The organism is Candidatus Phytoplasma meliae (assembly GCF_016876135.2).
The window spans coordinates 1-23,591 of sequence record NZ_JACAOD020000002.1; the positions used below are offsets into that span (position 1 = coordinate 1).

At 27.3% G+C, this 23,591-nt stretch carries 28 protein-coding genes; 1 reads left to right on the forward strand and 27 read right to left on the reverse strand.

Features of this window, described 5'->3' with window-relative positions; genetic code table 11:
* The 6 genes from CHTY_RS00755 to CHTY_RS00780 form a co-directional block, all read right to left on the reverse strand.
* Positions 1 to 1,915, reverse strand: a 1,915-nt coding sequence (locus tag CHTY_RS00755; RefSeq protein WP_203552028.1) for a type I restriction endonuclease subunit R, incomplete at its 3' end; no start/stop codon positions are given.
* Positions 1,916 to 1,926: 11 nt separating this feature from the next.
* Positions 1,927 to 2,463: a hypothetical protein gene (locus tag CHTY_RS00760; protein WP_203552029.1), complete on the reverse strand. Its 537-nt coding sequence runs from the start codon at positions 2,461 to 2,463 to the stop codon at positions 1,927 to 1,929.
* A gap of 770 nt (positions 2,464 to 3,233) precedes the next feature.
* The gene (rpsR, locus tag CHTY_RS00765) at positions 3,234 to 3,470 is read right to left on the reverse strand and encodes a 30S ribosomal protein S18 (RefSeq protein WP_203552030.1); all 237 of its coding nucleotides are present in this window, start codon (positions 3,468 to 3,470) and stop codon (positions 3,234 to 3,236) included.
* Between the two features lie 28 nt (positions 3,471 to 3,498).
* The gene (locus tag CHTY_RS00770; RefSeq protein WP_203552031.1) at positions 3,499 to 3,906 is read right to left on the reverse strand and encodes a single-stranded DNA-binding protein; all 408 of its coding nucleotides are present in this window, start codon (positions 3,904 to 3,906) and stop codon (positions 3,499 to 3,501) included.
* A gap of 80 nt (positions 3,907 to 3,986) precedes the next feature.
* Entirely contained in the window at positions 3,987 to 4,268 is a 282-nt protein-coding gene (rpsF, locus tag CHTY_RS00775) for a 30S ribosomal protein S6 (RefSeq protein WP_203552032.1), read from the reverse strand.
* Between the two features lie 130 nt (positions 4,269 to 4,398).
* Complete coding sequence (locus tag CHTY_RS00780; RefSeq protein ID WP_203552033.1) at positions 4,399 to 5,601, reverse strand: glycosyltransferase; 1,203 nt, start codon at positions 5,599 to 5,601, stop codon at positions 4,399 to 4,401.
* 609 nt (positions 5,602 to 6,210) lie between these two features.
* Between CHTY_RS00780 and CHTY_RS00785 the strand changes: the two genes are divergently transcribed.
* Positions 6,211 to 6,501, forward strand: coding sequence for a hypothetical protein (locus tag CHTY_RS00785; RefSeq protein ID WP_203552034.1), 291 nt, complete (start codon positions 6,211 to 6,213; stop codon positions 6,499 to 6,501).
* Positions 6,502 to 7,217: 716 nt separating this feature from the next.
* On the opposite strand, the gene CHTY_RS00790 is transcribed toward CHTY_RS00785, so the two are convergent.
* The 21 genes from CHTY_RS00790 to CHTY_RS00890 form a co-directional block, all read right to left on the reverse strand.
* A complete protein-coding gene (locus tag CHTY_RS00790; RefSeq protein ID WP_203552035.1) occupies positions 7,218 to 8,387 on the reverse strand; it encodes an IS3 family transposase in 1,170 nt (389 codons plus the stop codon).
* 100 nt (positions 8,388 to 8,487) lie between these two features.
* A complete protein-coding gene (locus tag CHTY_RS00795; protein WP_203552036.1) occupies positions 8,488 to 10,056 on the reverse strand; it encodes a coiled-coil domain-containing protein in 1,569 nt (522 codons plus the stop codon).
* 217 nt (positions 10,057 to 10,273) lie between these two features.
* Positions 10,274 to 11,557: a hypothetical protein gene (locus CHTY_RS00800; protein WP_203552037.1), complete on the reverse strand. Its 1,284-nt coding sequence runs from the start codon at positions 11,555 to 11,557 to the stop codon at positions 10,274 to 10,276.
* Positions 11,558 to 11,563: 6 nt separating this feature from the next.
* Positions 11,564 to 11,968: a hypothetical protein gene (locus CHTY_RS00805; protein WP_203552038.1), complete on the reverse strand. Its 405-nt coding sequence runs from the start codon at positions 11,966 to 11,968 to the stop codon at positions 11,564 to 11,566.
* A gap of 6 nt (positions 11,969 to 11,974) precedes the next feature.
* The gene (locus CHTY_RS00810) at positions 11,975 to 12,472 is read right to left on the reverse strand and encodes a hypothetical protein (RefSeq protein WP_210634601.1); all 498 of its coding nucleotides are present in this window, start codon (positions 12,470 to 12,472) and stop codon (positions 11,975 to 11,977) included.
* Complete coding sequence (locus CHTY_RS00815; protein ID WP_203552040.1) at positions 12,466 to 13,839, reverse strand: hypothetical protein; 1,374 nt, start codon at positions 13,837 to 13,839, stop codon at positions 12,466 to 12,468. The genes CHTY_RS00810 and CHTY_RS00815 overlap by 7 nt, the downstream gene beginning before the upstream one ends.
* 412 nt (positions 13,840 to 14,251) lie before the next feature.
* Positions 14,252 to 14,452, reverse strand: coding sequence for a hypothetical protein (locus tag CHTY_RS00820; RefSeq protein WP_203552041.1), 201 nt, complete (start codon positions 14,450 to 14,452; stop codon positions 14,252 to 14,254).
* Between the two features lie 213 nt (positions 14,453 to 14,665).
* Positions 14,666 to 14,821, reverse strand: coding sequence for a hypothetical protein (locus tag CHTY_RS00825; RefSeq protein WP_203552042.1), 156 nt, complete (start codon positions 14,819 to 14,821; stop codon positions 14,666 to 14,668).
* A 15-nt stretch (positions 14,822 to 14,836) separates the two neighbouring features.
* Positions 14,837 to 16,291 carry a hypothetical protein gene (locus CHTY_RS00830; protein WP_203552043.1) on the reverse strand — a complete coding sequence of 485 codons (1,455 nt, stop codon included), beginning with the start codon at positions 16,289 to 16,291 and terminating at the stop codon, positions 14,837 to 14,839.
* 6 nt (positions 16,292 to 16,297) lie between these two features.
* Positions 16,298 to 16,798 carry a hypothetical protein gene (locus CHTY_RS00835; RefSeq protein WP_203552044.1) on the reverse strand — a complete coding sequence of 167 codons (501 nt, stop codon included), beginning with the start codon at positions 16,796 to 16,798 and terminating at the stop codon, positions 16,298 to 16,300.
* A 47-nt stretch (positions 16,799 to 16,845) separates the two neighbouring features.
* Positions 16,846 to 17,343, reverse strand: a complete 498-nt coding sequence (locus CHTY_RS00840) for a hypothetical protein (protein WP_203552045.1) — start codon at positions 17,341 to 17,343, stop codon at positions 16,846 to 16,848.
* Between the two features lie 438 nt (positions 17,344 to 17,781).
* Positions 17,782 to 18,144 carry a hypothetical protein gene (locus CHTY_RS00845; RefSeq protein WP_203552046.1) on the reverse strand — a complete coding sequence of 121 codons (363 nt, stop codon included), beginning with the start codon at positions 18,142 to 18,144 and terminating at the stop codon, positions 17,782 to 17,784.
* A gap of 170 nt (positions 18,145 to 18,314) precedes the next feature.
* On the reverse strand, positions 18,315 to 18,659 hold the full coding sequence (locus CHTY_RS00850) for a hypothetical protein (RefSeq protein WP_203552047.1): 345 nt from the start codon (positions 18,657 to 18,659) through the stop codon (positions 18,315 to 18,317).
* Positions 18,660 to 18,672: 13 nt separating this feature from the next.
* Positions 18,673 to 19,131: a DUF2963 domain-containing protein gene (locus CHTY_RS00855; RefSeq protein WP_203552048.1), complete on the reverse strand. Its 459-nt coding sequence runs from the start codon at positions 19,129 to 19,131 to the stop codon at positions 18,673 to 18,675.
* Positions 19,132 to 19,217: 86 nt separating this feature from the next.
* Positions 19,218 to 20,018: a hypothetical protein gene (locus CHTY_RS00860; protein ID WP_203552049.1), complete on the reverse strand. Its 801-nt coding sequence runs from the start codon at positions 20,016 to 20,018 to the stop codon at positions 19,218 to 19,220.
* Between the two features lie 38 nt (positions 20,019 to 20,056).
* Positions 20,057 to 20,596, reverse strand: a complete 540-nt coding sequence (locus CHTY_RS00865; RefSeq protein ID WP_203552050.1) for a DUF2963 domain-containing protein — start codon at positions 20,594 to 20,596, stop codon at positions 20,057 to 20,059.
* A gap of 74 nt (positions 20,597 to 20,670) precedes the next feature.
* Positions 20,671 to 21,285 carry a hypothetical protein gene (locus CHTY_RS00870; RefSeq protein WP_203552051.1) on the reverse strand — a complete coding sequence of 205 codons (615 nt, stop codon included), beginning with the start codon at positions 21,283 to 21,285 and terminating at the stop codon, positions 20,671 to 20,673.
* Between the two features lie 38 nt (positions 21,286 to 21,323).
* Positions 21,324 to 21,614 (reverse strand): hypothetical protein, encoded by a 291-nt coding sequence (locus CHTY_RS00875; protein ID WP_203552052.1) that lies wholly within the window; start codon positions 21,612 to 21,614, stop codon positions 21,324 to 21,326.
* Positions 21,615 to 21,696: 82 nt separating this feature from the next.
* Entirely contained in the window at positions 21,697 to 22,524 is an 828-nt protein-coding gene (locus CHTY_RS00880; protein WP_203552053.1) for a hypothetical protein, read from the reverse strand.
* 39 nt (positions 22,525 to 22,563) lie between these two features.
* Positions 22,564 to 22,998, reverse strand: a complete 435-nt coding sequence (locus tag CHTY_RS00885; RefSeq protein WP_203552054.1) for a hypothetical protein — start codon at positions 22,996 to 22,998, stop codon at positions 22,564 to 22,566.
* A 196-nt stretch (positions 22,999 to 23,194) separates the two neighbouring features.
* Positions 23,195 to 23,422, reverse strand: coding sequence for a hypothetical protein (locus CHTY_RS00890; protein WP_203552055.1), 228 nt, complete (start codon positions 23,420 to 23,422; stop codon positions 23,195 to 23,197).
* Positions 23,423 to 23,591: the final 169 nt, after the last annotated feature.

Genomic DNA, 23,591 nt, shown 5'->3' on the forward strand with positions numbered 1-23,591 from the left:
CACATTCCTTGTATGCTGTTTTTTTCTCTTGATAATCGGGAGCTAGCATATTGTGATTTGCGCCTTCAAACAATTGTATAGCCTGATCTACTGTTTTTTGAGAAATTTTAAAAGACATAACATAACCGTAATCTTTATCAATCGCTGTCCGATTAACTCTTGAAAACGCTTGGATTAATTGATGATACTTTAATTCTTTATCTATGCATAAGGTGTTGAGACAAGGAGCATCAAAACCAGTTAAAAACATATCCACTACTAACAAAATATCAATGCATGGTTTTTTAGTTTGTTTCATTCTCTGCGAAACATTTTCGATATAATTTTTGGTAGAAGTTGGGTCAATTTGAGTTTTAAAGGTATTGTTGTAATCTTGGATTAATTCATGAAAGTCTTTTTGTAAGTCTTGTCTTTTGTCGGTATTTTCAGATTGAGGATGAAAAATAGCTGCAATTTTAAAATCGTTGGAGTAATCCTTTTTAATAATTTTTTTCATTAAACGATAATATTCCATCAATTCAGGAATACCATCGGTTGCAAATAAAGCATTAAAAGTTCCTTGATGAGATTGATGTGTATAATTATCCAAAAATCGCGTAATTTTTTTTTCTTTATTTTTGGTTGCTTTATAATGTTTGAAATCCCACTTTACAATCATTCCATCTGAAAAAGCAGTTTTCATTGTGTAGCTATGGCAACATTCTCCAAAAATAGCTTTTGTAGTAAGTCCTTTTTGAGTATTCTCTTCTTTAAGAGGTGTTCCTGTAAAACCAAAAAACCTTGCATCAGGAAAAATCTCTTTAATTTGACTATGCATAGTGCCTTTTTGTGAACGATGGCATTCATCAATAATGAAAAAAACTTGTTTTTTTTGTTGTAAATCAGCAGCCTCTTCTTTGGTTAATTCAGACATTTTTTGAATAGTTGTAATAAGGAAACCAGAAGTTTGTTTAATTTTAACTTTTAAGTCTTGTACACTGTCTGTATTATCTACTGCTTCTGGTTCAAAGTGTTCAAATTCTTGATATGTTTGAAAATCTAGATCTTTACGATCTATCAACAAAAAGACTTGTCCTTTCCTTTTTAACCTTTGCCCTAATTTAAAAGACGTAAGTGTTTTGCCTGAACCTGTAGCATGATGAACATGACCATTTTTACCTTGCATAGCTTGAGAAAACAAAGCTTTAACTGCATGAATTTGGTGAGGTCGCATCACAATTAAACCTTTTCTTTCATCATTAATCACCATGTACTCTGTGATAACATCGAATAAATTTTGAGGTTCTAAAAAAAACTTTACAAAATCTTCTAATTTAGAATATTTATTATTATTTTCATCGCTCCAAGAAAAAAGGTTTTTCTTACTCAGTTTTTGATCCGTATTAGAAAAATATCTTGTTTGCATCTTATTGCCGATGACAAAAATACGAATATAAGAAAAAATAGTTTTTCGCATATTATCCGCATATTTATCTTTAACTTGGTCAAAAGCTGGCAAATAATCACCATCTTTTAATTCTAAAAGTACCACAGGCAAACCATTCAAAAATACAACTAAATCATATCTATTATTTTTATTATTAACTTCTTTAGCAATTTCTAATTTATTATTCGAAAAATCATTTTTATCAAATAATATTAACTTTAAGGGTTTTCCTTTTTGATTAACGAAATAAATAACATCTTCCAATTTTTTTGCACTTTCTACAACATTACGATTCAATAATTCGGTATTTAAAAAAATTCGAAAATCTTCTTCGGTAAAAGATTTATACTTCAATTCTTTTTCATTTAATCTTTTAATCTTAGTATATAAATTGTTCTGCAAATCCTTTTCATTGGAAATTTGAATACCTTCATAGCCCATAGATATAAATTGCTTGAAAATTTTTTCTTGTAAATCTCTTTCAGACATTAAAAACCCCTTTAAAAAAATTTTAAAAGTTGTTTAATTTTTTGGATTTTGGTATTTAATATTTTTTCTTTTTTTCTCAAAAATAAACATAAATTATTCTTTTTTTCTAAATTATTTGTTGGCAACATAATTGTCTCAAAATCTTCCCATGATAAATTAAGAATGACTCGAGGACAAATATTTTGATTAGCTTGATGAAAAAAATAAGAAGAACTAAAAAAAGCTTCTAAATAAAAGTTTATACTCTCCTCTTTAGATTTGAAAACTATACATTGCGAACTAACACAAACCGTATGATTACTATTATTAAAACATACAGCAATATCAACGCCATTAGTCGTCATAGGATTATAAGTAAAATGATTAGGAGGAACACACAAATATTTACTAACATTAGAAGAAGATATTTGTTTTCCGAAACGTTCTTGTTGCGGCACCAATCCAGATTTTGTCACACTATAAACAGGAGCAGATTGATCTTTATTCCTAATAATAATGCGCTCAATAAAATCTTTCAAAGGTTTTTGATTAGATACAATATTTAACATATAATTCTCCTAAATTTTTATTTCCAAAATTTATAATCATAATAAAGAATAAAGAAATCCAAAAAAATTTGTGTATATTAAATTATTAGTTTCAATAGCTAAAATTATAAACAAATATAAGACAGCCATTTAAATATAATTATACACGAAAAAAAAAAAAAACAAGTTTTATACTCAGATATCTACAATGCCTAAAGCAATGACCTTGTTTTTTTATATTTTGGATCACATTTCATTAAAATAAAAAGAGGCTTTTACAAGTCTCTTTTTATTTGTAATATTATTTTAACAATTAACTAATTTTTTCAACTTCTTCTTTGGTAATAGTTTTTTTCATTAATAAATTAGCTATTGAGGGTATTTTTTTTAAATTTAACTCTTTTTTGTTTTTAACCAGTAATAATAAGTACTCCGTTTAATTTGGAGAGTTTCTAAAATGGTGGTTAAATTAATTCCTTTCGGAACAGGGAAATTTTTATAAACGTTATTTAGGGGCAAAATAATTTATTATTGGCGGCATTTTAGTTTTTAATGTAAACTATTTTTTAACCATAAAGAATAAAAAAACAACAAAAAATACCCTCCTTAATTGAGGGCATGAAATTTAAATTTTGAAAGGAGGGATTTTGCATAAAATTAATTTTTGACTTATAAGCTAAACTCTTGCTGTATTTTATTATCAAAAATTAATATTTGAAAATATAGGTGTTAGTGTGTGAAAAGTTAAAAAGAGTCAACATTAATAAAAAAAAACAGGATCATACCTGTTTTTATTGTTGAACAAAAGGGATTAAAGCCATATGACGCGCTCTTTTAATAGCAATTGCTAAATGGCGTTGCCATTTCGCCGAAGTATTAGTAATTCTTCGAGAAATAATTCTACCGCGGTCAGTTAGAAATCGTTGTAAAAGTTCTATGTCCTGAAAATCAATTTTAGTAAAATTATTTTCCGTAAAATAACAAACTTTACGACGTTTTTTAAAAGTATTGTTTTTAACGTGTTTCATATTTAAATTTTTATTCCTTTCTTAAATGTTAAAAAGGAGCGCTGTCATCTGTTGGTTGATTTTGTTGTGTGTGTTCGCGATATGATGTTTCATGCGAATCATATTCATTTTCAGATCTTTTCTTAGGTTCTAAAAAATGAATATTGCTACAACTAACTTCAGTTGACCAATTAGTACGACCATCTTTTTCCCATTTTTCTACTCTAATACTGCCTTCAATTCCTAATAAAGCTCCTTTAGAAACATATCTATTTAAATTTTCAGCTTGCTTACGCCAAACTATGCAATTAATAAAATCCGTTTTTTTCTCTTCATCAGAAGTACCAAAGTTTCTATTAACTGCTAAAGTAAATTTAACATAACCAATATCACCATTATGAAATTTTAATTCAGGAATTTTAGTAATTCTACCTACCAAAATAACTTTATTAATCATATTACAATCACTCCTTGATTAGTTTTTTTTAAAAAGATGAAAAAAAGCAACGACATCAAAACAACTAAAAAAACAACTAACTATTCTTTGATAATAATAAAACGAATAATTTCTTCGGTAATTTTAACAATACGATTAAATTCTAAAACAGCTTCATTATCTGCCTTGACCGTAAACGAACCATAATAACCTTTTTTATGATTATGAATGGCATAAGTTAAATCTTTTAAAACTATTTCTTTTTGTTCTAAAACTTGATTAGGTTCTTTGCCAAAAACATTTAATAAAATATTGCTAATTCTTTGAACTTCCTTATTCTCTAAATTAGGACGTAAAATATACATAATTTTATATGTTTTCATTTTTTTGCTCCTTGCGGTCTGTGCGGTCTTTAATATAATAAAGACAAGGGATCAGCATCTACCTAGTACCTATTTATAAGACATTAATATTATAACAAATTTTTTAGTTTTTGTAATTTTTTATTTATTTTTATTGATCACTATTAAGCACTTGTTGATAAACACTTAACATCTTTTGACCAAAAACTTCTTGATTATATTGCTTTACTGATTCTAACGCTTTAGCAGATAAACTTCGGCATTGCACTTTATTGTAAGATAATTGAGTTAATTTATGAATTAATTCATCCTTTTGGTAATAAAAAAAACCATTTTGACCATCTTTAACAATGTCTGATAAAACCTGATCATAACGCACTATCAAAGGCAAAGAAGCAGCCAAAGCCTCAATATAAGTTAATCCTTGAGTTTCAAATAAAGAAGCGTTGATAAAAACATCTCCTAATTGATAATATACTCCTAATTGCTCATAAGGGATGAAACCTAAAAAAATAACTTTATCGCTAATGCCTAATTTTTTCGCTTGCTTGATTAAATTTTTCTTTTCAGGACCATCGCCAATAATAAGGAATTTAGTTTGAGAATTGGCGCGATTAAGGGTTGCAAAAGCATCAATTAAATAATTAATTTCTTTCTCAGGGGAAAGTCTACCAACATAAAGGCAAACAAAGAAATCTTGCAAATTTAATTTATTTTTTAAAGTGTTAATGTGATTTGGGTTTAAATTTTCTTGATAAAAATTAGTTAAATTCAATCCTGTAGGAATAATTGAAGTAACAGAAGAAATAGAAGTATGATGATTAGTATCCACAGGAAAACGTTTAACAGTAAAATCTAACACTTTTTGAGTAGGAAAAATAATAGCATTAGCATTTACCAAAGATCTTCTTACAATTTTATCAGCATAATTTAACATTGCTTGACGAAACATTTTAATCAAAAAAGAATTATTAATTTCAAAAAAAGAAACATAGAGCGTATGCATAGTATAAACTAAAGGTAAATTTAACTTTTGCTTAGCATAAATCCCAAACAAACCTAATCCAAATTCTGTATGAATATGAATAACGTCTAAATTTAAAGCTTTAATTTGAGGCAAATGATGTTTATATCTCAAAATCCAACGATAATTTTTAAAAATTTTAAATGGCAAAGGAACCCCTTTAATCCTAATCACATAAGGATCAACCTCTTTTTTAACATGAGGGGAATTAGTAGTCACAATATAAACTTGATGCCCCAAACTTTCCAAAGATTTCCTTAAAGCTTTAATTGAAACAACTACCCCACTAATTAAAGGTTCATAAGCATCTGTAAAAATTCCTATTTTCAAAAAAAATACCCTCCGTATTTTTAATAACAACCAATCAAACCACATTATAAGAGGAATTAAGATCATAAAGTTGTCACACAATTACGTAATTATTAACAAAAAATAAAAATTAATCAAAAATCAAAAAATCAATGAGATTAATCACAAAAATAGCACACATATAATAACGATATCCTAAATATTTCTCAAAGATAAAAAATATCTAATCCTAAGATATTATAACAAAATAGATAAATTATAATTAATAAAATAATTAACTGCTTAACCCCCTTAATACTTATTTAAATCCATGTTTTCTCTTGTTGCAATCAAACAATATCGCATCACCACAATAACTCTTAACACTTTTTATTAATAAAGTTAAAAAATGAATTCTCAAGTATCTAAAATAAAATAAAAGTTAAAAAATGATATAATATTAAATAGTATTATAATAATTTAAAATATGAAAACTAAAAAGCATAGAATTATATTTAATACAAAATAATACAAATTTAAGACAATAAAATAGTTAAATTTAAGATATTTTAATTTCTTGATAATTTTTAAGTTATATATTTTTTCATTCTAAGAAATTAAACAAAGAAAACTTGTTGAAAAGAGAAAAAAATGAAAAAAATAATCCCCAAGAAAATGTTAACCAAAACTAATACTAAAAAAATAAAGATATTACCATATGCAATATTATGTATGATTTTTGTAATTATTCATATATTATCATATTATTTCGCAACAAATACAACCATTCAAATACTTCATAACAATCCTCACAAAGAAAAAATGTATAATAACGAAAAAAACGAAAAAATATTAAATTTAGGAATAAAAATTGTAAATAGCTCAGACTTCGAGAATCCTTTGCTTGTCATCATTGAAAAGAAGATTTTTACATACAATTAATTTTCGAGTTAACTTATAAGCTAAACTTTTGCTATGTTTTATTTATCAAAAATTAATTGCTAATTACAAAATTATTTTTTGTAACTATCAATTACTTATATTATAACACGTTAACAACAAATGTCAACACATAAAACAATTTTCTTAAAAGAAAAAGAACAATTTTCTTAAAAGAAAAAGAAAAACAAGAAAAAAAGAAAAAAAAGAACCAAAAAAAAGAAAAAAAGAATAAAAAGAAAAAGAAATTATTATATATTATATAACTGTCTTAGACTGTCTTAGACTGTCTTAGACAGTATTTTATTATAATATTATATTAATAATTAATTATATATTAGTTTATTTATTATATAGTATATAAAAACTATTATTATACTAACGTATAAATATAGGGTACTACAAATTATTTTGTTTGTCAACACATATACATAAAAAAATGTATTTTTTTTAAATAGTTTATTATATATAATAAAAACCAACACTAAATACCCTCTTTTTTAAAAGAAGGTGAATTAAATATTAAATTATTTTTTATGTTTTTATGATTTTTTAACAGTTTTTAAATGTTTTTACTTTGTTTTTACAATTTTTCACATTTTTAACCATATATAGCTTATATTATGCTTATATTATGCTTATATATAGCTTATATTATGCTTATATATAGCTTATATCTTGCTTATATTTTTTTTAAAACTGCTTTTTTAGATGCTTTTTTATATATTTTTAAAATATTTTTTCTTTTTTTTATTACTAAACGGACAAGTGTAACCACTTTGGATAATTCTATTGCGCTTATCGTTGTACTGTTTAATAAAATTATCAGTTATTTTAATTATTTCTAACTTTGTTAAATCCTCTTTGTGTTCTAAATGGATTGTATTTAATTTAAATTGGCTAAAAAAGTTTTCAATATAGGGATTATCCCTTGGAGTTCGTGGACGTGAAAAGCTTTGTTTGATGTTTTTAGCTTTTAAAGCCTCTCCGTATTGGTTAGCTTGATATTGTGTGCCTCTATCAGAATGTAAAAAGCAATCATTCTCTACCTTTTTTATCCCGTTTAAAGTCTTTAAAACAAAATCTTGATCTTGTTTGCTCCCTAAATTATAATTAATAATTTTTTTAGTGTGTAAATCCATGATCGTAGATAAATAAAATATATTGTTCCATCGTCCGTATGGGATAGCAGTTATATCAGTACAATATATTTGCCCCTCTTTGGTTGTTTTTTTGTTTCCTCGTAATAAGTTCTCTCTCTTTTCTTGTCGTTTCTTTTTCGTTAAGTGGGATGTGTTTTGTTTTGTCTTACAAAATAAATTATGATCTTTCATAATTTTTTGAATTTGATATGAGGTTTTATTAATATTCATTAATTTCAATTCTCTAAAAATAGAACGCCAACCCAAAGTATAAATTTTATCACCTCTTTTATTGGTATAACTAAACTTATCAGCAATTAATTTGATATTAGTAATTAAATTGTGGTCTTGTTCCGGGGTTGCTTTTTCTTTCTTGCAATAATAAAAAGTACTTCTTGCAAGTTGTAAATGTTGCATCAATTGAGTAATGTTGATTTTAGCTTTTAATTTTTTAATAGCATTAAATAATACATCTTTATTTTTGTTATTATGATAGTCCTTGATAATTTGTTTTATTTTGGGATCATTAAAATTAATTGCTTTTCTTTTAATCCCTTTGACTTTTCTTTTATCATTAAATCCTTTAAAATCATTTTTTTTACTAAGGTTAAACCAATAATAAATATTGTGATGATTGGTAATGTTTAATTGTTTGGCAATCTCTTCCGCATCGCTTCCCCTTTTCCATGCTAAGATTGCTTCCCATTTTACTTTTTCACTATATGTTTGATTATGTTTTGGTCTCACGGTCTTTTTCTTTTTCTTTTTACCTTTCTTGTTTTTTGTTTTAAGCGTTTATTGATGCCCTTAAAAGACTTTCCACAGTCTTTTAAGGAATTTATATTAATTAATGTCCTGTTGGTAGATCATAATTTACTTGTCCTACATGGGTCGTTTGTGGGTCATTATCTGTGTGATATAATATGAACTCTCTTATGGTGTATAATGGGTCGTTTGGTTGAAGGTTTAACCCTTTTAACCAATTATTCCATTCTTGGGTGTTGTATGATGTATCATATTCGGTGAATGTTTGAGGGTTGTTATAATCATATACTCTTTTTGTTACTTGTTTAGATATTATATTAAAGGTTGGTTCATTATTTGCTTTGGCTTGTTGGATTAATTGGTTGGCTTTGGTTATCTGTCTTCGTACCATCGTTGTGCATTCTTGTGCCATCTCTGTGTAATATTTATCCGTTGTCCATTCTTGTGCCCTCATTGTCCATTCTTGTACCCACCTTGCGTGTTCTTGTGCATCCGCTATGCGTTCTTGTGCATCCGCTGTTTTAGGTAATTTATTTTTAAAATGAGTACAAATAAAGTTTAACCAATCAAACTCTAATTCTAGGTTTTTAGTCATCAATCTTATATATGGAGTCTTATTTTTTATATTACTATTTAATACTTGATCTATTTGTATATTAGTAATTCCATTCAAAAAACAATTACTTTTATTCCAAAAACCATTATCACCATATTTATCTTTTGTCAATAATTCAGTTGTATTGTTAGGTTGATTAGTTTGAATTAATTGATAATTGGCTTTTGATACTCTCCAACCATAATGTTCTTTAACTGTCATATCACTATCATATTCGCAATTATATAAGTTTTCTTTACCATTAGTCCATTTGATAGGGTATACTTGAAGACCATATTTACTCATTATTGATTCAAAGTCTTTGCGTTCTAAGAAATTAGGGTTACCCTTAATATCTTTTTGAGTTGGGTGCATTTTATCAAATAAACGGTATTCTCTAATTGTGTTGCCCTCTTTATCCTTGTAGGTATAATATGGTTCTAATGATAATTTATATTCTTTATAAGGTTTAGGTATTGTTGTATTTAAACTATTTATTTCATTTTGTTTAGTTGTTATGTTTTGTTCTAAGGTATTTAATTGTGTTTTAAGATCATCAATTACTTTGTTTTTTGTTGTTTCCAACTCTTGTAATTGTTTTCTAAGGTTGTTTATATCATCTTGTGCTTCCTTAGACTTACTTTTTTGTAATTGGTCTATTGTTGTATTTAAACCATTTATTAAACTATCTTTTTCTCGTCCTAATTCTTCTAATTTCAAGATCTTATCGGTTATCAATTTTCTTTGTGCTTTTAATTCATCATCGGTTTTATGAAAAACATCTGTCAGCTCTTCTACCGATTCACGTTCTATTTTTTCTCTTTTAGTATCTATTTCACGAATTTTTTCGAAACGTTCATTAACCAATTTTGTTGCTTCTGCTTCAACATCAATATTTTTAATTTCTGCTTGTTGGATAGTTTCTTGATGTTGGCTAATAACACCCCAAAATATTAAAACTATGAAAGTAATTAATATACTAAAAATAATAATTGTAGGTATTATATTAACTCCTGGAAGCTTCTTTTTCAAACGCCTTATATTAGGTAATTTCATGATACATTTTTTTACCTTTCTTATAGTTTGTAACAATTACTATTATACCCTCAAAAAAAAAAAAAACAAGTTTTATGCTTAGATAACTGTTTAACCACTCTCATCAGTATTAAAACAAACAATATATGCTAATCTAATAAAGATGATAAATAAAAAAAATAAAATAAAATACTGTATCCCAAGACTTAAATATTTAATTCCAATATCCCAATATTCTTTAATATTCATTTAGCACTATAACGTCCCTTTCTTTCTTTTTGCGATAACTAAAATGATAAGTTAAGACCCAAACCGACCTTAACCAAATTATTATTGACCAAACCAAAAGATAACAAGATACCCATTTTAAAATATTTTTCAAAGTAAAAAAAGCTTTAAGGATGTTTCTCCTATGATTTATCGTTGTTCTTTGTGCCAAATTATCTGACATCCATTTTACAAATGCAACTATTTTATCACTAATCCATTTTACTCCTTGTTTAATTTGTTGCCATACCCAAGCAATCACTTTAAAAACAGTTTCAATTATCTTTTGGATTACTGCAACTATTTTCATAATTGCTTCTTTAATCCAATTACAAACAACAACTATTATTTCTCCTACCTTATTAATGACATTATTGATGACATCAGCAATTTTTTTAACCATAGTTTTAAAAACTTCAATTGCTTGCACTATTGTGTTGATTGTTATACCTTCCAACATTTTTATTGGAGATGTCAAATTAATATTTTCTAAAGAAATATATTTATTTTCTCTTGCTTTTATTTCATCAATTAAATCCTGCGCTTTTGCTCTTGTTTGGGCTATCTCATTAAACTTATCTTGCATTTGGATTTTGATAGCTTCGATACTTTGTATTTCCTTTGTAGATGATGCTTTAATATTTATTATTAAATCTTGTTGTAAGCTATTAGTTGCTTTTATCACATCTGCAAAAATGTTAGATACTTTTTGTTGTATTTCTATGATATCTTTTTGAGATTTAATATTTTGGGAATATCCTTTGATCTCGTTTATTTTATCGTCGATATATTGCAATAATTCCTTTTTTTTCTTCTGCACTTTTTCTTTCATTTCTTTTTGTATTCTTTGGGTTCTCTCTTGTATTTCTTGTATTTTTTGATTTTGTAAGTCGATAGTTTGTTGTTCTTGTAGCTTCAATACCTCAATAGTTAATTCCGCCGTTGTAAGGAGCATATGATCTTGCATTTTTTCTATTTCAATTTTAGCCACTCCTGTAACTACATTAGGCACAAACATCACAACATCTTTCGTGGCAGTTGCTAATGTTTCGGTGGTTTCTTTTAAAAAATCACCAGTGTTTTCTAATCCTTTGCGTGTTCCTTCGACAACATCTTCCCACCAACCCCCAAAACCACCATAGACTGTTTGGTTATTAGGCGATAAATGTAAATGTATTGAGAACAACGAAAGCACTACCAATAAATAAAATAGTCTAGATTTCAAACTTTGTTGCTGATGTATTTTTTTTATCATCAGTCATCACCCACTTTCCTTGTTACTAATGTGTTTAAATATAAACTTTAAACCTTTTTGATGTAGATTAATAATAGTTGCCACACCGCTAATAATTATTTTGACAACTTCTAATAAGAATCTCCCAACAGTAGCAGCGTTTTTAAATAAAAGCAAAAAAGCACTACTAACAGCAAACATCCGAATTAATAACATTGTCATTTTGCTTAACATAAAACCAATCCAACCCCAATCATCGACGCTCCAAAATAAAGCATTCTCAACTAATGAAGTTAAATAGTTAAGTAAATTAAACTCTATTAAAAAAACATTAGCCAATATTAAAGCAAAAATAAGGTTTAAGGATTCAGCAACAAAATATGAAATTACATAAGGGACAAGTGCGTTTACGATATCATCTACAATCCACATTTTATATCACTTCTCCTCTTTCTCGTTCATATCATCATCCGGGTAATGTTTTATCCATTCGTCAATAAAATTATTAAGAGGTTTCATTAACTCCTCTCTTTTTTGGAACATTAACTTTTCTAATTTAATTTGCAATTCATAAATGACTACGCCATGTTTTGGGTCTTTCACATCTTGTTTGACTAAGGTAGCTATTTCATCCCTAAGTTTATCTATGTTGACGTCTAATTCCGTTTTGGGTATTAATTGTTGTTGGGATGGTTGATTTGATGTTTGAGGAATTGAAAACATATTATTTATTTTTAATTCAACATTATTTTTAACTATTTTTTTATGCTCTTCTTGCAACTTCTTATACTCTTCTATTTCTTTGTGGTCGTATTTTTGTATTTTGGTAAATCCAAAATCAATCTTGAAGTAAAACCGCAACACTAAGTAAATCACAACTGATACTGCAATAGTGTAAAAGAGAAATAAATATGGTTTTAATTTTTGAATCACCACCAATCGCCTCCTTTCTCTTTATTTCCTTTGTCCTTTTTATTTCCTTTATGCTCTTGTTCTTGTTCGCCTTTCTCCTCGGTCTTATCGCTTGTTGTCTTACGTCTTTTATTTTTAGCAATAACTAATTTCATAATCACAAATATAACCTTAATTCCAAGATGGATCACAATAAAAGAAACCAATAACCACCAATAAGACTTAAACCATTTTAACATCTGTATTAGCCATGTTTCTTTAACAACTACTGCGTCAACCTTATTATTATTGTTTAATAAGTCTTCAATAGTGGTTGTTTTCTTGCCGATAATATCTTTGGCGTTATTATCTAGATTATTTATTATTTCATTATGTTTATTTATTATTATGTGAGTGTCTTGTAGTTTTTTTGGTTCTTTTTCTTTAAAAGAAAAGCCTGCATCTTTTAAGTCTTTAAGTGTAAATCCTGCATCTTTTAAGTCTTTAAGTGTATATCCTGCATTTTTTAAGTTTTCAGCTGTAAATCCTACATTTTTTAAGTCTTGAGGTTTATAACCTTCGTTTAGTAGTTCTTCAGCTGTATATCCTACGTCTTTTATTTCTTTAAGTGTATATGCATGTTTTATTTCTCTAAGTGTAAATCCATCATCTTTTAAGTCTTTAAGTGTAAATCCTATGTCTTTTAGTTTTTTGACTATATCCCCAAAATCATTCTTTAAAACTTCTTTTATTTCTTTAAATGTAAATCCTGCATTTTTGAGGTATGGAATGGGAAAGGCACCAGCTGTCAATCCTACGTCTTTTATTTCTTTAAGTGTATATCCTGCTTCTTTGAAATGATAAAATCTTATATCCTCACAAGCTTTGAATTCTTCTATTGTATATCCTGCTTCTCTTAGTTTTTTAGGGTGAAAATTAGACTGAGAAAATAAACTTCCATCGGACTCGGACATTATAAATCCTACATTTTTTAAGTCTTTGGCTGTAAACCCCATTTCGTTTAAAGCGTAAAGACTAGCACGTTTTTGTAATGCTTTTAATGCTTCAAGTACAGCTCCTTCATCTTTAATTTTATTTCTTATTTTTTTTAAGTGGTCCTGAGGCGTAAATCCTATATTCCATAATTCTTCAACTGTATATCCAATGTCTAGTAGTTCTTCAGCTGTATATGTGTCTCTTAAATATGTTCGTAAATAATGAGTGTAATCATAATAACGGCGTCTTCCACTCTCTACTTCTTCTCGCTCTTCTTTATCTTTCTTCCTTAATTCTTGTTCTTTTTCTAAATCTCTTGGTGGCAACCCCCACACTGTCAAACTATTAAAAAAGAAAATCAAAATACTAATAAATAATCCTAATTGTAATCTTATTTTTTTATTAAATTGGTACATCATAAATCCTCCTCATAAAATCTTGTAAACTTGGAAATGTTTTTTATTTTTACATGTTATTTTGTTGTTATTTCTCACAAACGCCATATAGGGGCAAAATAACGCGTTTAAAGGGTATCGTGTGTTTATATTAGTTTTCATTTATGCAAAAGCTAAAAAACTTAATAGCTTTTCACCTTTTACATAAATGCTTAAAAAATTAATTATTTTATAAAAGGTAGTAATCAAGTGGTGTTGCTTGATTACTACCCCGACCATAACCTATTACAAATACAAAGAAAACAAGAAAACAATAAGTCAGTTTAACGACCCTAATTGTTAAGAGGAACAAAATAGACGCTGAAAGGCTAAAAAAACCTCTCAACAATTACTTATATAACTTAGGTCGGGTAATGAGAAATAGCTATTTTATTTACTTCTTAATAAAAATTGAATATAGACCACAAGAACCTACAATTATACAAATTGCATCTAAAACATACCCAATAATGATAGTTTTTTTAGAACATTGATATTCCCTATTTATATAACAATGTTGAAGCGCTCCCGCAATTACTCCAAAACTAATTCCGAAGATACTTACTACTAAAAGCATTAATTGTGAAAAAGCCATTTTATCCCCCCTCCTATTTCTTTAAATAATTTTTAAATAATGTATAACATAAAGACTACCGTGCATAGCAATTGATGTAAAAATAAATAATATAATAAAATCTATTTTAAACTCGGGATTTCCTGCAGTTTTATAAAAATATATAAATACTAATATATTTAATAAAAAAATTATTATTTGGAGTGTTGTTAAAATAATCATGTTGAATATCTCTTATTTTCTATTTTTCTTTAATTGCTTTAAGATTGCTTTTGAATAAGTGTTTTTATTATGCCTTGCAAGTGGGAAAGAATGTTTAACATGTTGCTTTTTCTTTTTTCTCTTTCTTTCCCTTGTTTCAGCTTTTAACTGTCTTTGTTCCTTATTCATAATCTTTTATCTTTCTTATTCAAGAGAATCTAAAAAATCTTGTATTTCATCTCTCAGTTGGCGTTTATAGGAATAAACACTATAATATGAACCACTCATGTTGTTTATACGGTCTCTTAATTGTTTGACTAATTCTTTTTTTTGTTCTAAGGTTAAATCAATTTCTCGATATTTGATAACCTCTACTATTTTCTCAACCTCTTTTATAATTTCTTTTGGTACCTCTTTAATAATTTCTCTATCTTGATAAACTACTTTCTCAACCTCTTTGACAATCTCTACCGGTTTTTCAACCTCTTTTATAATTTCAATTGGTTTATCAACGTATTTGATAACCTCTTTGGGCACTTCAACCTCTTTTATTACTTCATAAGGTTTATCAACGTATTTGATAATTTCTTTTATTACTTCATAAGGTTTATCAACATAAACGATTTTTTCAACCTCTTTTATAATTTCAATTGGTTTATCAACGTATTTGATAACCTCTTTGGGTACTTCAACCTCTTTTATAATTTCAATTGGTTTATCAACGTATTTGATAACCTCTTTGGGTACTTCAACCTCTTTTATCACTTCATAAGGTTTATCAACGTATTTGATAACCTCTTTGGGTACTTCAACCTCTTTTATAATTTCAATTGGTTTATCAACATAAACTATTTTTTCAACCTCTTTGACAATCTCTACCGGTTTTTCAACCTCTTTTATAATTTCTCTATCTTGATAAATTATTTGTGGTTCTATTTTTTTACCTAATTTATCACGATAAACTATTTTCTCAACCTCTTTAATAATTTCTTTTGGTACCTCTTTAATAATTTCTCTATCTTGATAAACTACTTTCTCAACCTCTTTGACAATCTCTACCGGTTTTTCAACCTCTTTTATAATTTCAATTGGTTTATCAACGTATTTGATAACCTCTTTGGGTACTTCAACATATTTTATAACCTCTACCGGTTTTTCAACTATTTGATCCACATAAATAATTTTTTCAGTAGTATTGCCTGGTTCCTTTACTACTTCAGCAGTTTTGTTTTCTTTGTTTAAATCTATTTTAGGTTCCTTTGTGTTTTGTTGGCCTTTAAAAAAACATAAATACACTACAACACCAACAATAACCATTGATAAACTAATAACACCTAACACACTCCATAATAGCCACATATTAGCTTCTTTATTAGCATAAAAACAGTACATCGTTTTAGGTGGCTTATGAGCTCCCTCGCGGTCTTGTAAATCATCCAAGGTAAAAAATCCGTCCTTGTTTGCAATTCGTCCCCCTTCAAAATACACCGCTAACAATTCTTCTGGGGCGTCTTTAATAGAGCAACTACAATCTCGCTTTTTATCAACATTAAAACATTTCAAAGAAACTTCAACATTAACTTTAAATTTCTTATAAATAAAATATTCCACGTCTTGCGTGGTAGCTTTATGTCCTAAATTAATATTTACAATTTCCATGTATGATTATTCCTTTTTAAAAATAGCTTCATCGTGTTTTTGTGGTTGGTCTTTTTGTTCTTTTTGGGGTAATTCATCTTGTAAAACATCTTGGAAAAGGTCTTTGTTTTCCTCTTGTAAAGTTTCTTTGAAATGCTTTTTTGGTTTAGATGTTTTTTTAGTTTTGGGTGGCGTTATTACTTCTTTTTTAGGTTCTTTGAAGTTTAATGTATCACGAAGAGTTTTAATAAGGGCTTGTTCTTTGTTGTCATCTGGTTTAAGTCCGGTAGTTTCAATAATTATTTTTTTAATATTTTCACATTCATCTTTAACTTTAAAAACCGCTTGAATTGAGTTTTTAATTATTTTAATTTGTTTGTATCCCTCTTTTTGTAAATCTTGATAACGGTAGATGCTTTTTTTGTTTTTTCTTGCGATAAATCCAATAATAAACAAGATAACAACGAAAGCACCACCGGCCAAAGATAAAGAAAAATAGGGATGATTAATAATTTGTTCGATTGGCATTTTTTGTTTGTCTCCTTTTTCTATTTTATTTTTTTATAATATCGTCTTTAAAATAACTTAGCGAATAAACCTTTTTTAGTGGTTTTTTTGCGTTTAGCTTTAACAGTACGGCGACCTTTTTTGACAGTTGGAGTTTTGCTTACTTTACTGCTTTTATTTTTTTTCTTAACACTGAAAATATACATTTTTTCTACTCCACTTTCTCTTTCTTGAGCGTATTTTTTCAATTTACTTAAAGTGTAAAAATAATCTATCGGTTCACGTTCGCCACCTTTAATATAAACACCTAATAAATCTTTTGGGGGATTTTTAATAGGCCAACGTGGAGCTTCTCCATCAGCAAAGTTAACGGAGGGAACACTATTAAACCAAATATTAACTCTAAACAGTGCATTAACATAATGAGAAGCTTTTTCAAGGCTTTTAGCCCGAGGTTCGGAGCCATTAAAAACAATTTTTTTAATCTCGCTAGTTTTTTTAATCTCATTTGTTTTCTTTAACTCATTTGTTTTTTTAATCTCGCTTGTATTTTTAAGCTCACTCATGTTTATTTCTCCTTATCTTGTAATTTTAATTTTTAATCTTTAAAACAAATTAGATATATTAATTTGTTTTTGAGAGGGTTTAAAAAATGAGATATCAAACAAATTCAAATGCCAAATAATAAACATATTTAATTAAATTAAACCCTCTCAAAAAGAAACTACATAGTTGATTCTTAAAAGGGCCTTGAATTGAATGGATGAGGGATTAACCCTTTATTATTTGCGAAACGAGGATTAAACAAATAATAATTTTACCGCATCCAATTCAAAGGGTAGTTGTTATTTGCAACTAATTTTTGATAACTAGTAATTTTTTTAACGAGGTTTGACTACTATTTCCTTATTCCTCAAGGTAATAAGTCAGTCATGAAATTATTTAATTGTCTAAAATCGTTCTTATTTCTTTTTACTCAATTATTTTTTTGAGTTTACCACAAATTATTTAGATTTGTGGTAATCTTCAACAGAAGCTTTAACAGATTTGATATAACCTTTGATTTCAGCTTTTTTCGTATCAGATGCTTTTTTAGCTGTTTCAAGTTTGGTTTTTTCTGTTGGGTTTTGTTCTTTGGCGATTTGCTCGGCAAGATATTTGCCGTATACATCTTCTTTGACATAGTCAACTTCATATGAACGGACAACTTGTGCTTCGCTTACTTCTTTTGCGGCAGTTTTGTTTTGCCAAAAAAAGTGTTTATTCAATCCTTTATCCAAAAGGCCATCAACAGTATAAATTAAAGCAAATAAACAAACAAAGAATACAACCCAGCCCATTAAATAACGTCTCACTTGATTATTCATATTTTCATCACTCCTTTATAATTTTTCTTGCCAGTTTACCTTTAAGGCTTTGAAAGGAGCAAATATAGCAATAATAACAATAAAAATATTAATTGCTTTCAAAGCTATAAAACGACTTAACAAATTGGGTCGTATTTAATATAATAAAAATTAAAAGAATATCAAAAATATTAATTTTGCCATTTTTGCTTCATATCTTGCAACCAAAGTGGGCCGTTTACATTTTGTAGTTCTTTTGATTCTTTCACAAATAATATTTTTTGTTCTTCATCAAAGTTATAATCTTTGTCAAGTTTAGGGGCGATTTTAATTGTGAAGGGAGGTTGTTTGATTTCTTCTAACATATTTTTTAATTTTGATATTAATTTAGGATTTAAATATAATATTTTTAAACCGCGATTATAATTGGTAGGTGATTCAAGATTATTATTTTTTTTATTAAAAATTATTATTTTAAAAGAATTATCAATTTGTAATTGTTTGATGATTTGGCTTAAATTAAAAATTCTATTCATTTGTATTCCCTCTTTATTTTTCTACTAAATCATATTCCTTAATATGGTTAATGGTTTTGCCGTCTAATTGATAATAAGTGGTTTTTCTTTTGTTTGTTTTGAGGTTGAATTCGTTAACATGATCAATATTGCCATTATCATAATAAAAAGTGGTTTTAATTGCACGACCTGTTTGAGGGTTGTAATTAGTAATATATTTAATATTATGATTATTTTTTTTATAACCAATTTTTTTAATTTTCTTTTGTGTTTTAAGGTCAAATTCCTTAATACAATCAATGGTGCCATCATTATAATAAAAAGTGGTTTTAATTGCACGACCTGTTTTAAGGTCGTATTCAGTAGTATAACTAAGAGAGCCATCATTTTGTTTATAATAATGATTTTTAATTTTCTTATTGGTTTTAGGGTCATATTCACTAACTAATATGCTACCATTATTACCATAAAACTTTTTTTTATTTGTTGTCATCTTATTTGCCTTCCTATTAATCTATATTATTCGTTCTTTGTTTTTAAGATAATATTCTTTCATATTTAATAACTCCTATTGATCTTTTATAATAAATCTCTTAATCCTGCAATTATTTTCTTTTTGCGATATGAACTAACAAAACAATTTTTTTCGATTAAATCACAAACATTTATAATTAATATTTCTTTTGCAAAAGGATTTAATTTTGGTGATATTTCTACATCTCTTAATTCCGCAATTATTTTCTTTTTGCGATATGAACTAACCAAACAATTTTTTTCGATTAAATCACAAACATTTATAATTAATTTTTCTTTTGCAAAATGTTCTTTTTGATATTCTTTTGCTTGCTTTATCAGCCTATCTTTGTTTTTAGCCCTATATTCTTGTCTTTGTTTTCTTATGATATCTCGGTTTTTAAGGTCATATTTTCTTTGATATTCTTTTATGCGATCTTTGTTTTTAGCCCTATATTCTTTTGCTTGCTTTATCAGCCTATCTTTGTTTTTAGCTCTATATTCTTGTTTTCGCTTTCTTATGATATCTCGGTTTTTAAGGTAATATTCTTGTTTTTGCTTTCTTATGATATCTCGGTTTTTAAGGTTATATTTTCTTTGATATTCTTTTAGTCTCTCTTTGTTTTTAGCTTTATATTCTTTTACTTGTTTTATCAGCCTATCTTTGTTTTTAAGGTAATATTCTTTTAGTCTCTCTTTGTTTTTAAGGTAATGTTCTTGTTTTTGCTTTCTTATGATATCTCGGTTTTTAAGGTAATATTCTTTTAGTCTCTCTTTGTTTTTAGCCCTATATTCTTTTATGCGATCTTTGTTTTTAAGATAATATTTTTTATAATATTCTTTTATTCGATCTTTTTTATTTATCATTATTTTACCCAATCAATTCATATTACTTTAAATGCGTTTTAAAGGGTGTTGGTGGTTTTGATTGTTGGTGTTTTTTTGTCGTTGGATTCTTCAATTATGCCATCTTGATTGTATTTTGTGTATTTGGTCGGTTTGTTGGTTTTTGGATTGTTTTCTTCAATGAAACCGATTGTACCATTTTTGTAGTAAAATGTTCTTTTGGTTTTGGCTCCATTTTGGTTGTATTCGACGATGAAATGAATTGCACCACATTTGTAGTAATTAGTTGATTTAATAAGTTTTTCGTTTTGGTTGTATTCATCAATGTAGTGGATTACGCCATTTTGGTTGTATTCGGTGATGTAGTCGATTGTGCCACCTTGGTTGTAAATTGTTTCTTTGGTTAATTGGTCATTTTGGTCGTATTCGTATTCGATGATAGAGTGTACCGTACCGTCTTCGTGGTAGTATGTTTCTTTGGTTTCGGTTCCGTTTTGGTTGTATTCGATGGTAGAGTGAACCGTGCCGCCTTTGTTGTAATTTGTGAGTTTGGTTAATTGGTTGTTTTTGTTGTATTCTTTTTTTGGCTCGTTTATCATTTTTAGTTCTCCTTTGGATTTGGAATTTGTTGTTGGTTTGTGATTTGTTGTTGGTTTTATATGTTTATATGCTTTTAGGGTTTTAAAAGTTCATCCAAAATTAAAAAGTGGTTTGGGTTTTCCTTGTCTTCGTCTTTTAACCTTTGCCAGTCTAATATCTTTTTCATTCCTAAATCTCGTCTAAGTATATAAAAACCTGTCAAAGCGCCTTCCACACTATCATCCAACGACGCTCTAAAAAGTTCCTCCCCTATTTCGTTTTTTTTATCATAATAAGCTATATATTCTAAAAAAGAATATAAACGCCCCGTCTTTGTTTCAATCAAACAAAAAGCTTGAATATATTTTTTATTTATATTATAGGAGCCAAAAGGTTTGTGTTTCATAATGTTTGGGCTTACTCCATATTCATAGAGTTGAAATTTACGTTTCTCACCGCTTTTCGCAACATATTCTATTTCCCTCCATATAGAAGCTCTTTTTTCTTTTCTTGCTGTTTCAAAATAGGGGTGAAGTTTGCGTTTCTCTTCTTTCGTAAATTCATTATCTTCTACCATTATAAAAACCCTTTTTTCTTTAATCGCTGTTTCAAAATCTTTATAAAACTGCTCTGAGTCTTTTTTAGTTTTCACTTTTAAAGCTTCTTGTTCCATATGGTTAAAAAACGATTTCACCTTTTCTAAATTCATTTTTCCCCTCACTTATTACTGTTTATTTAATAAAGTATTTAATGTTCCATTTTTTTTAAGTATTTTTGGATAAAATCTTGATTTTTTAATTTAAATATTTTCTTGATAATTCGACTTTGGATTTTTAATTTTTCAATATTTGTAGCTTTTATTTTTTCTTTGATGGTTGTTTGTTCTATTAAACATTCAACTTTGTTTAATTGTTGTTTTGATGTTTCTTGTTTTTGTGTTAGTTTTTTTCGTTGGTTGATTAAAATTACTATTTCAGATAAAGTGTTTATTTCGAATAAAAGCTCTTTTTCAGTAAGTTTTTGTTTTGTTGTTTTCATTTTTTTTGTTTTTGTTCTCCTATTTGTTTTTATTATTTACTAACAGTTAAAGGATAAAAACCCTTTAACTATTTAAAATGTGTTAGTGTGTTTGTTGTTGGTTAAATTGGCTTGACTCTTCGGCAGTAGAAAAATTATAGAAATAATCGGTGTAATCATCACTTGCAAAATCAGCCTCACTAAATGATTGAATCGAATCATTAGTTAATTTAAAATCAGCATCTGAAATCATGCGATAAAAATTATGTAATTGCATAAATTCTTTTACACGGGAGTTATTCCCTAAACGGTCGGGATGACGGGCTACCATAGCTTTTTTAGTTATTTTGATTAAATCAGATAATTGAATGTTTGTTAATTCTTTCATGTTTAAGTTTAAATATTTTAATATTTGGTTAAGTTCGTTTGATGGTTCGGTGGGTTTTGTTCCAATTGCTTTGATTATTGGAGTAACTAAACAATGTTCCAAAATTATCGAACAATCAACACCACAAGAGCTAACGCCTTGGCGTAAAATACTCATAAATTCTATAACACCATCTTTTTTTAAATAAGTTATAAAAAAATCTTTTAAAGCAAGGTAACGATTTAAGGTGCCATATAAATTTAAAATATTTTTTAATTTAACTAAACTCTTTTCAAAAAAATTAGCTCGTGAACGCATTGATGCTTTAAAAAATAAATCGTTGGATTTATCGCCAAATATTATTTCATAATATGTATAAATTTTATCTTGGAGGGTTTGGGGTAAAACTTTATTCTTTCGACATAAAAAATTATTTATGTCCTGGTAAAAATAACTTAAAGGGATTTGGCGAGGTGATACAAAACTAACACTGCCTTTTTTTACTTCTTTCATAGTGTTAAATTTACTTCTTTTTACATCTGTATTAGTTTTTATTAATTTCATTTTTTTATTCCTCGTTTCTTTTTTGAAATAACAAATAATTTATAAAAGTGTTTTTTCAATTTCTAAAATCATCTTAATATCTTTAAAAATGCTTTTATAACATCTTAAATAATGTTTGATGTCAGCAGCGTGTGCTTTCATGTTTTCATCACTTTCCTTAGATATCATTTTTAAAAAAATCCTTCCACTTGTTAACATTTGGGACCATCTACCCTCCGTTTCGCTTTCTAACATATCCATTTTTTTTACTAAAGGTTCCAGTTTGGTTAATTGTTTGTCAAATTTTTGTTCTTGTTGGAATTTTTCATATTTGTTAGCTAAAATCTCTTTTTCTAATAAAAGTTGATCTTTAGTCATTTTGCTAAATGTTGTTTTGTTAGTTGGTTTAAATTGTACTATCTTTTTACACTTGTTAGTTAAAACTGCTATTTCTAATAAAAGTTGTTTCTTACTCATTTTATTTGTTGTTTCCATTTTTTTATTCCTCATTTCTATTTTTTAATTCGACTTTAAAAATGAAAAAAGCCAAACTGTTTTTAGCAGTTTAGCTTATTTTTTAAATTTAAGATTAAATGTATGTTTTTTGTCGTTCGTTTCAGAACTTATCAAACTTAAAAATAACAAAAATTTATTTTTTTTAAAATAATGAAACAACATAAAATCGCATCCTTTATTTGGTGTGGTTTGTTTTTTGAAATTTAATTCTTTTTTTGTTTTTAACCAGTAATAACCAGTAATAATAAGCGCTCTGTTTAATTTGGAGAGTTTCCAAAATGGTGGTTAAATTTAATTCCTTTCGAAATTGGGAGACTAATTTAAAAACTATGAATTTGTCTATTGTTTGAATTTGGGATATTGTTTTTTGTAATAGTTGTAATTTTGGTTGTAGGTTTTTCATTGTTTTGCCATTTGCCTTGTATTTTTGAAAAGGTCAAGTATATATTTATTAGAGATAATCTAACAAAAAGCCATTTAGCTTTTTTTGTATGATTCCACTTTTTCTCAGTCCGCACTCATTTATTTTTTTATACCACAACATATCTTTTTCATATTACAACACAAAAAAT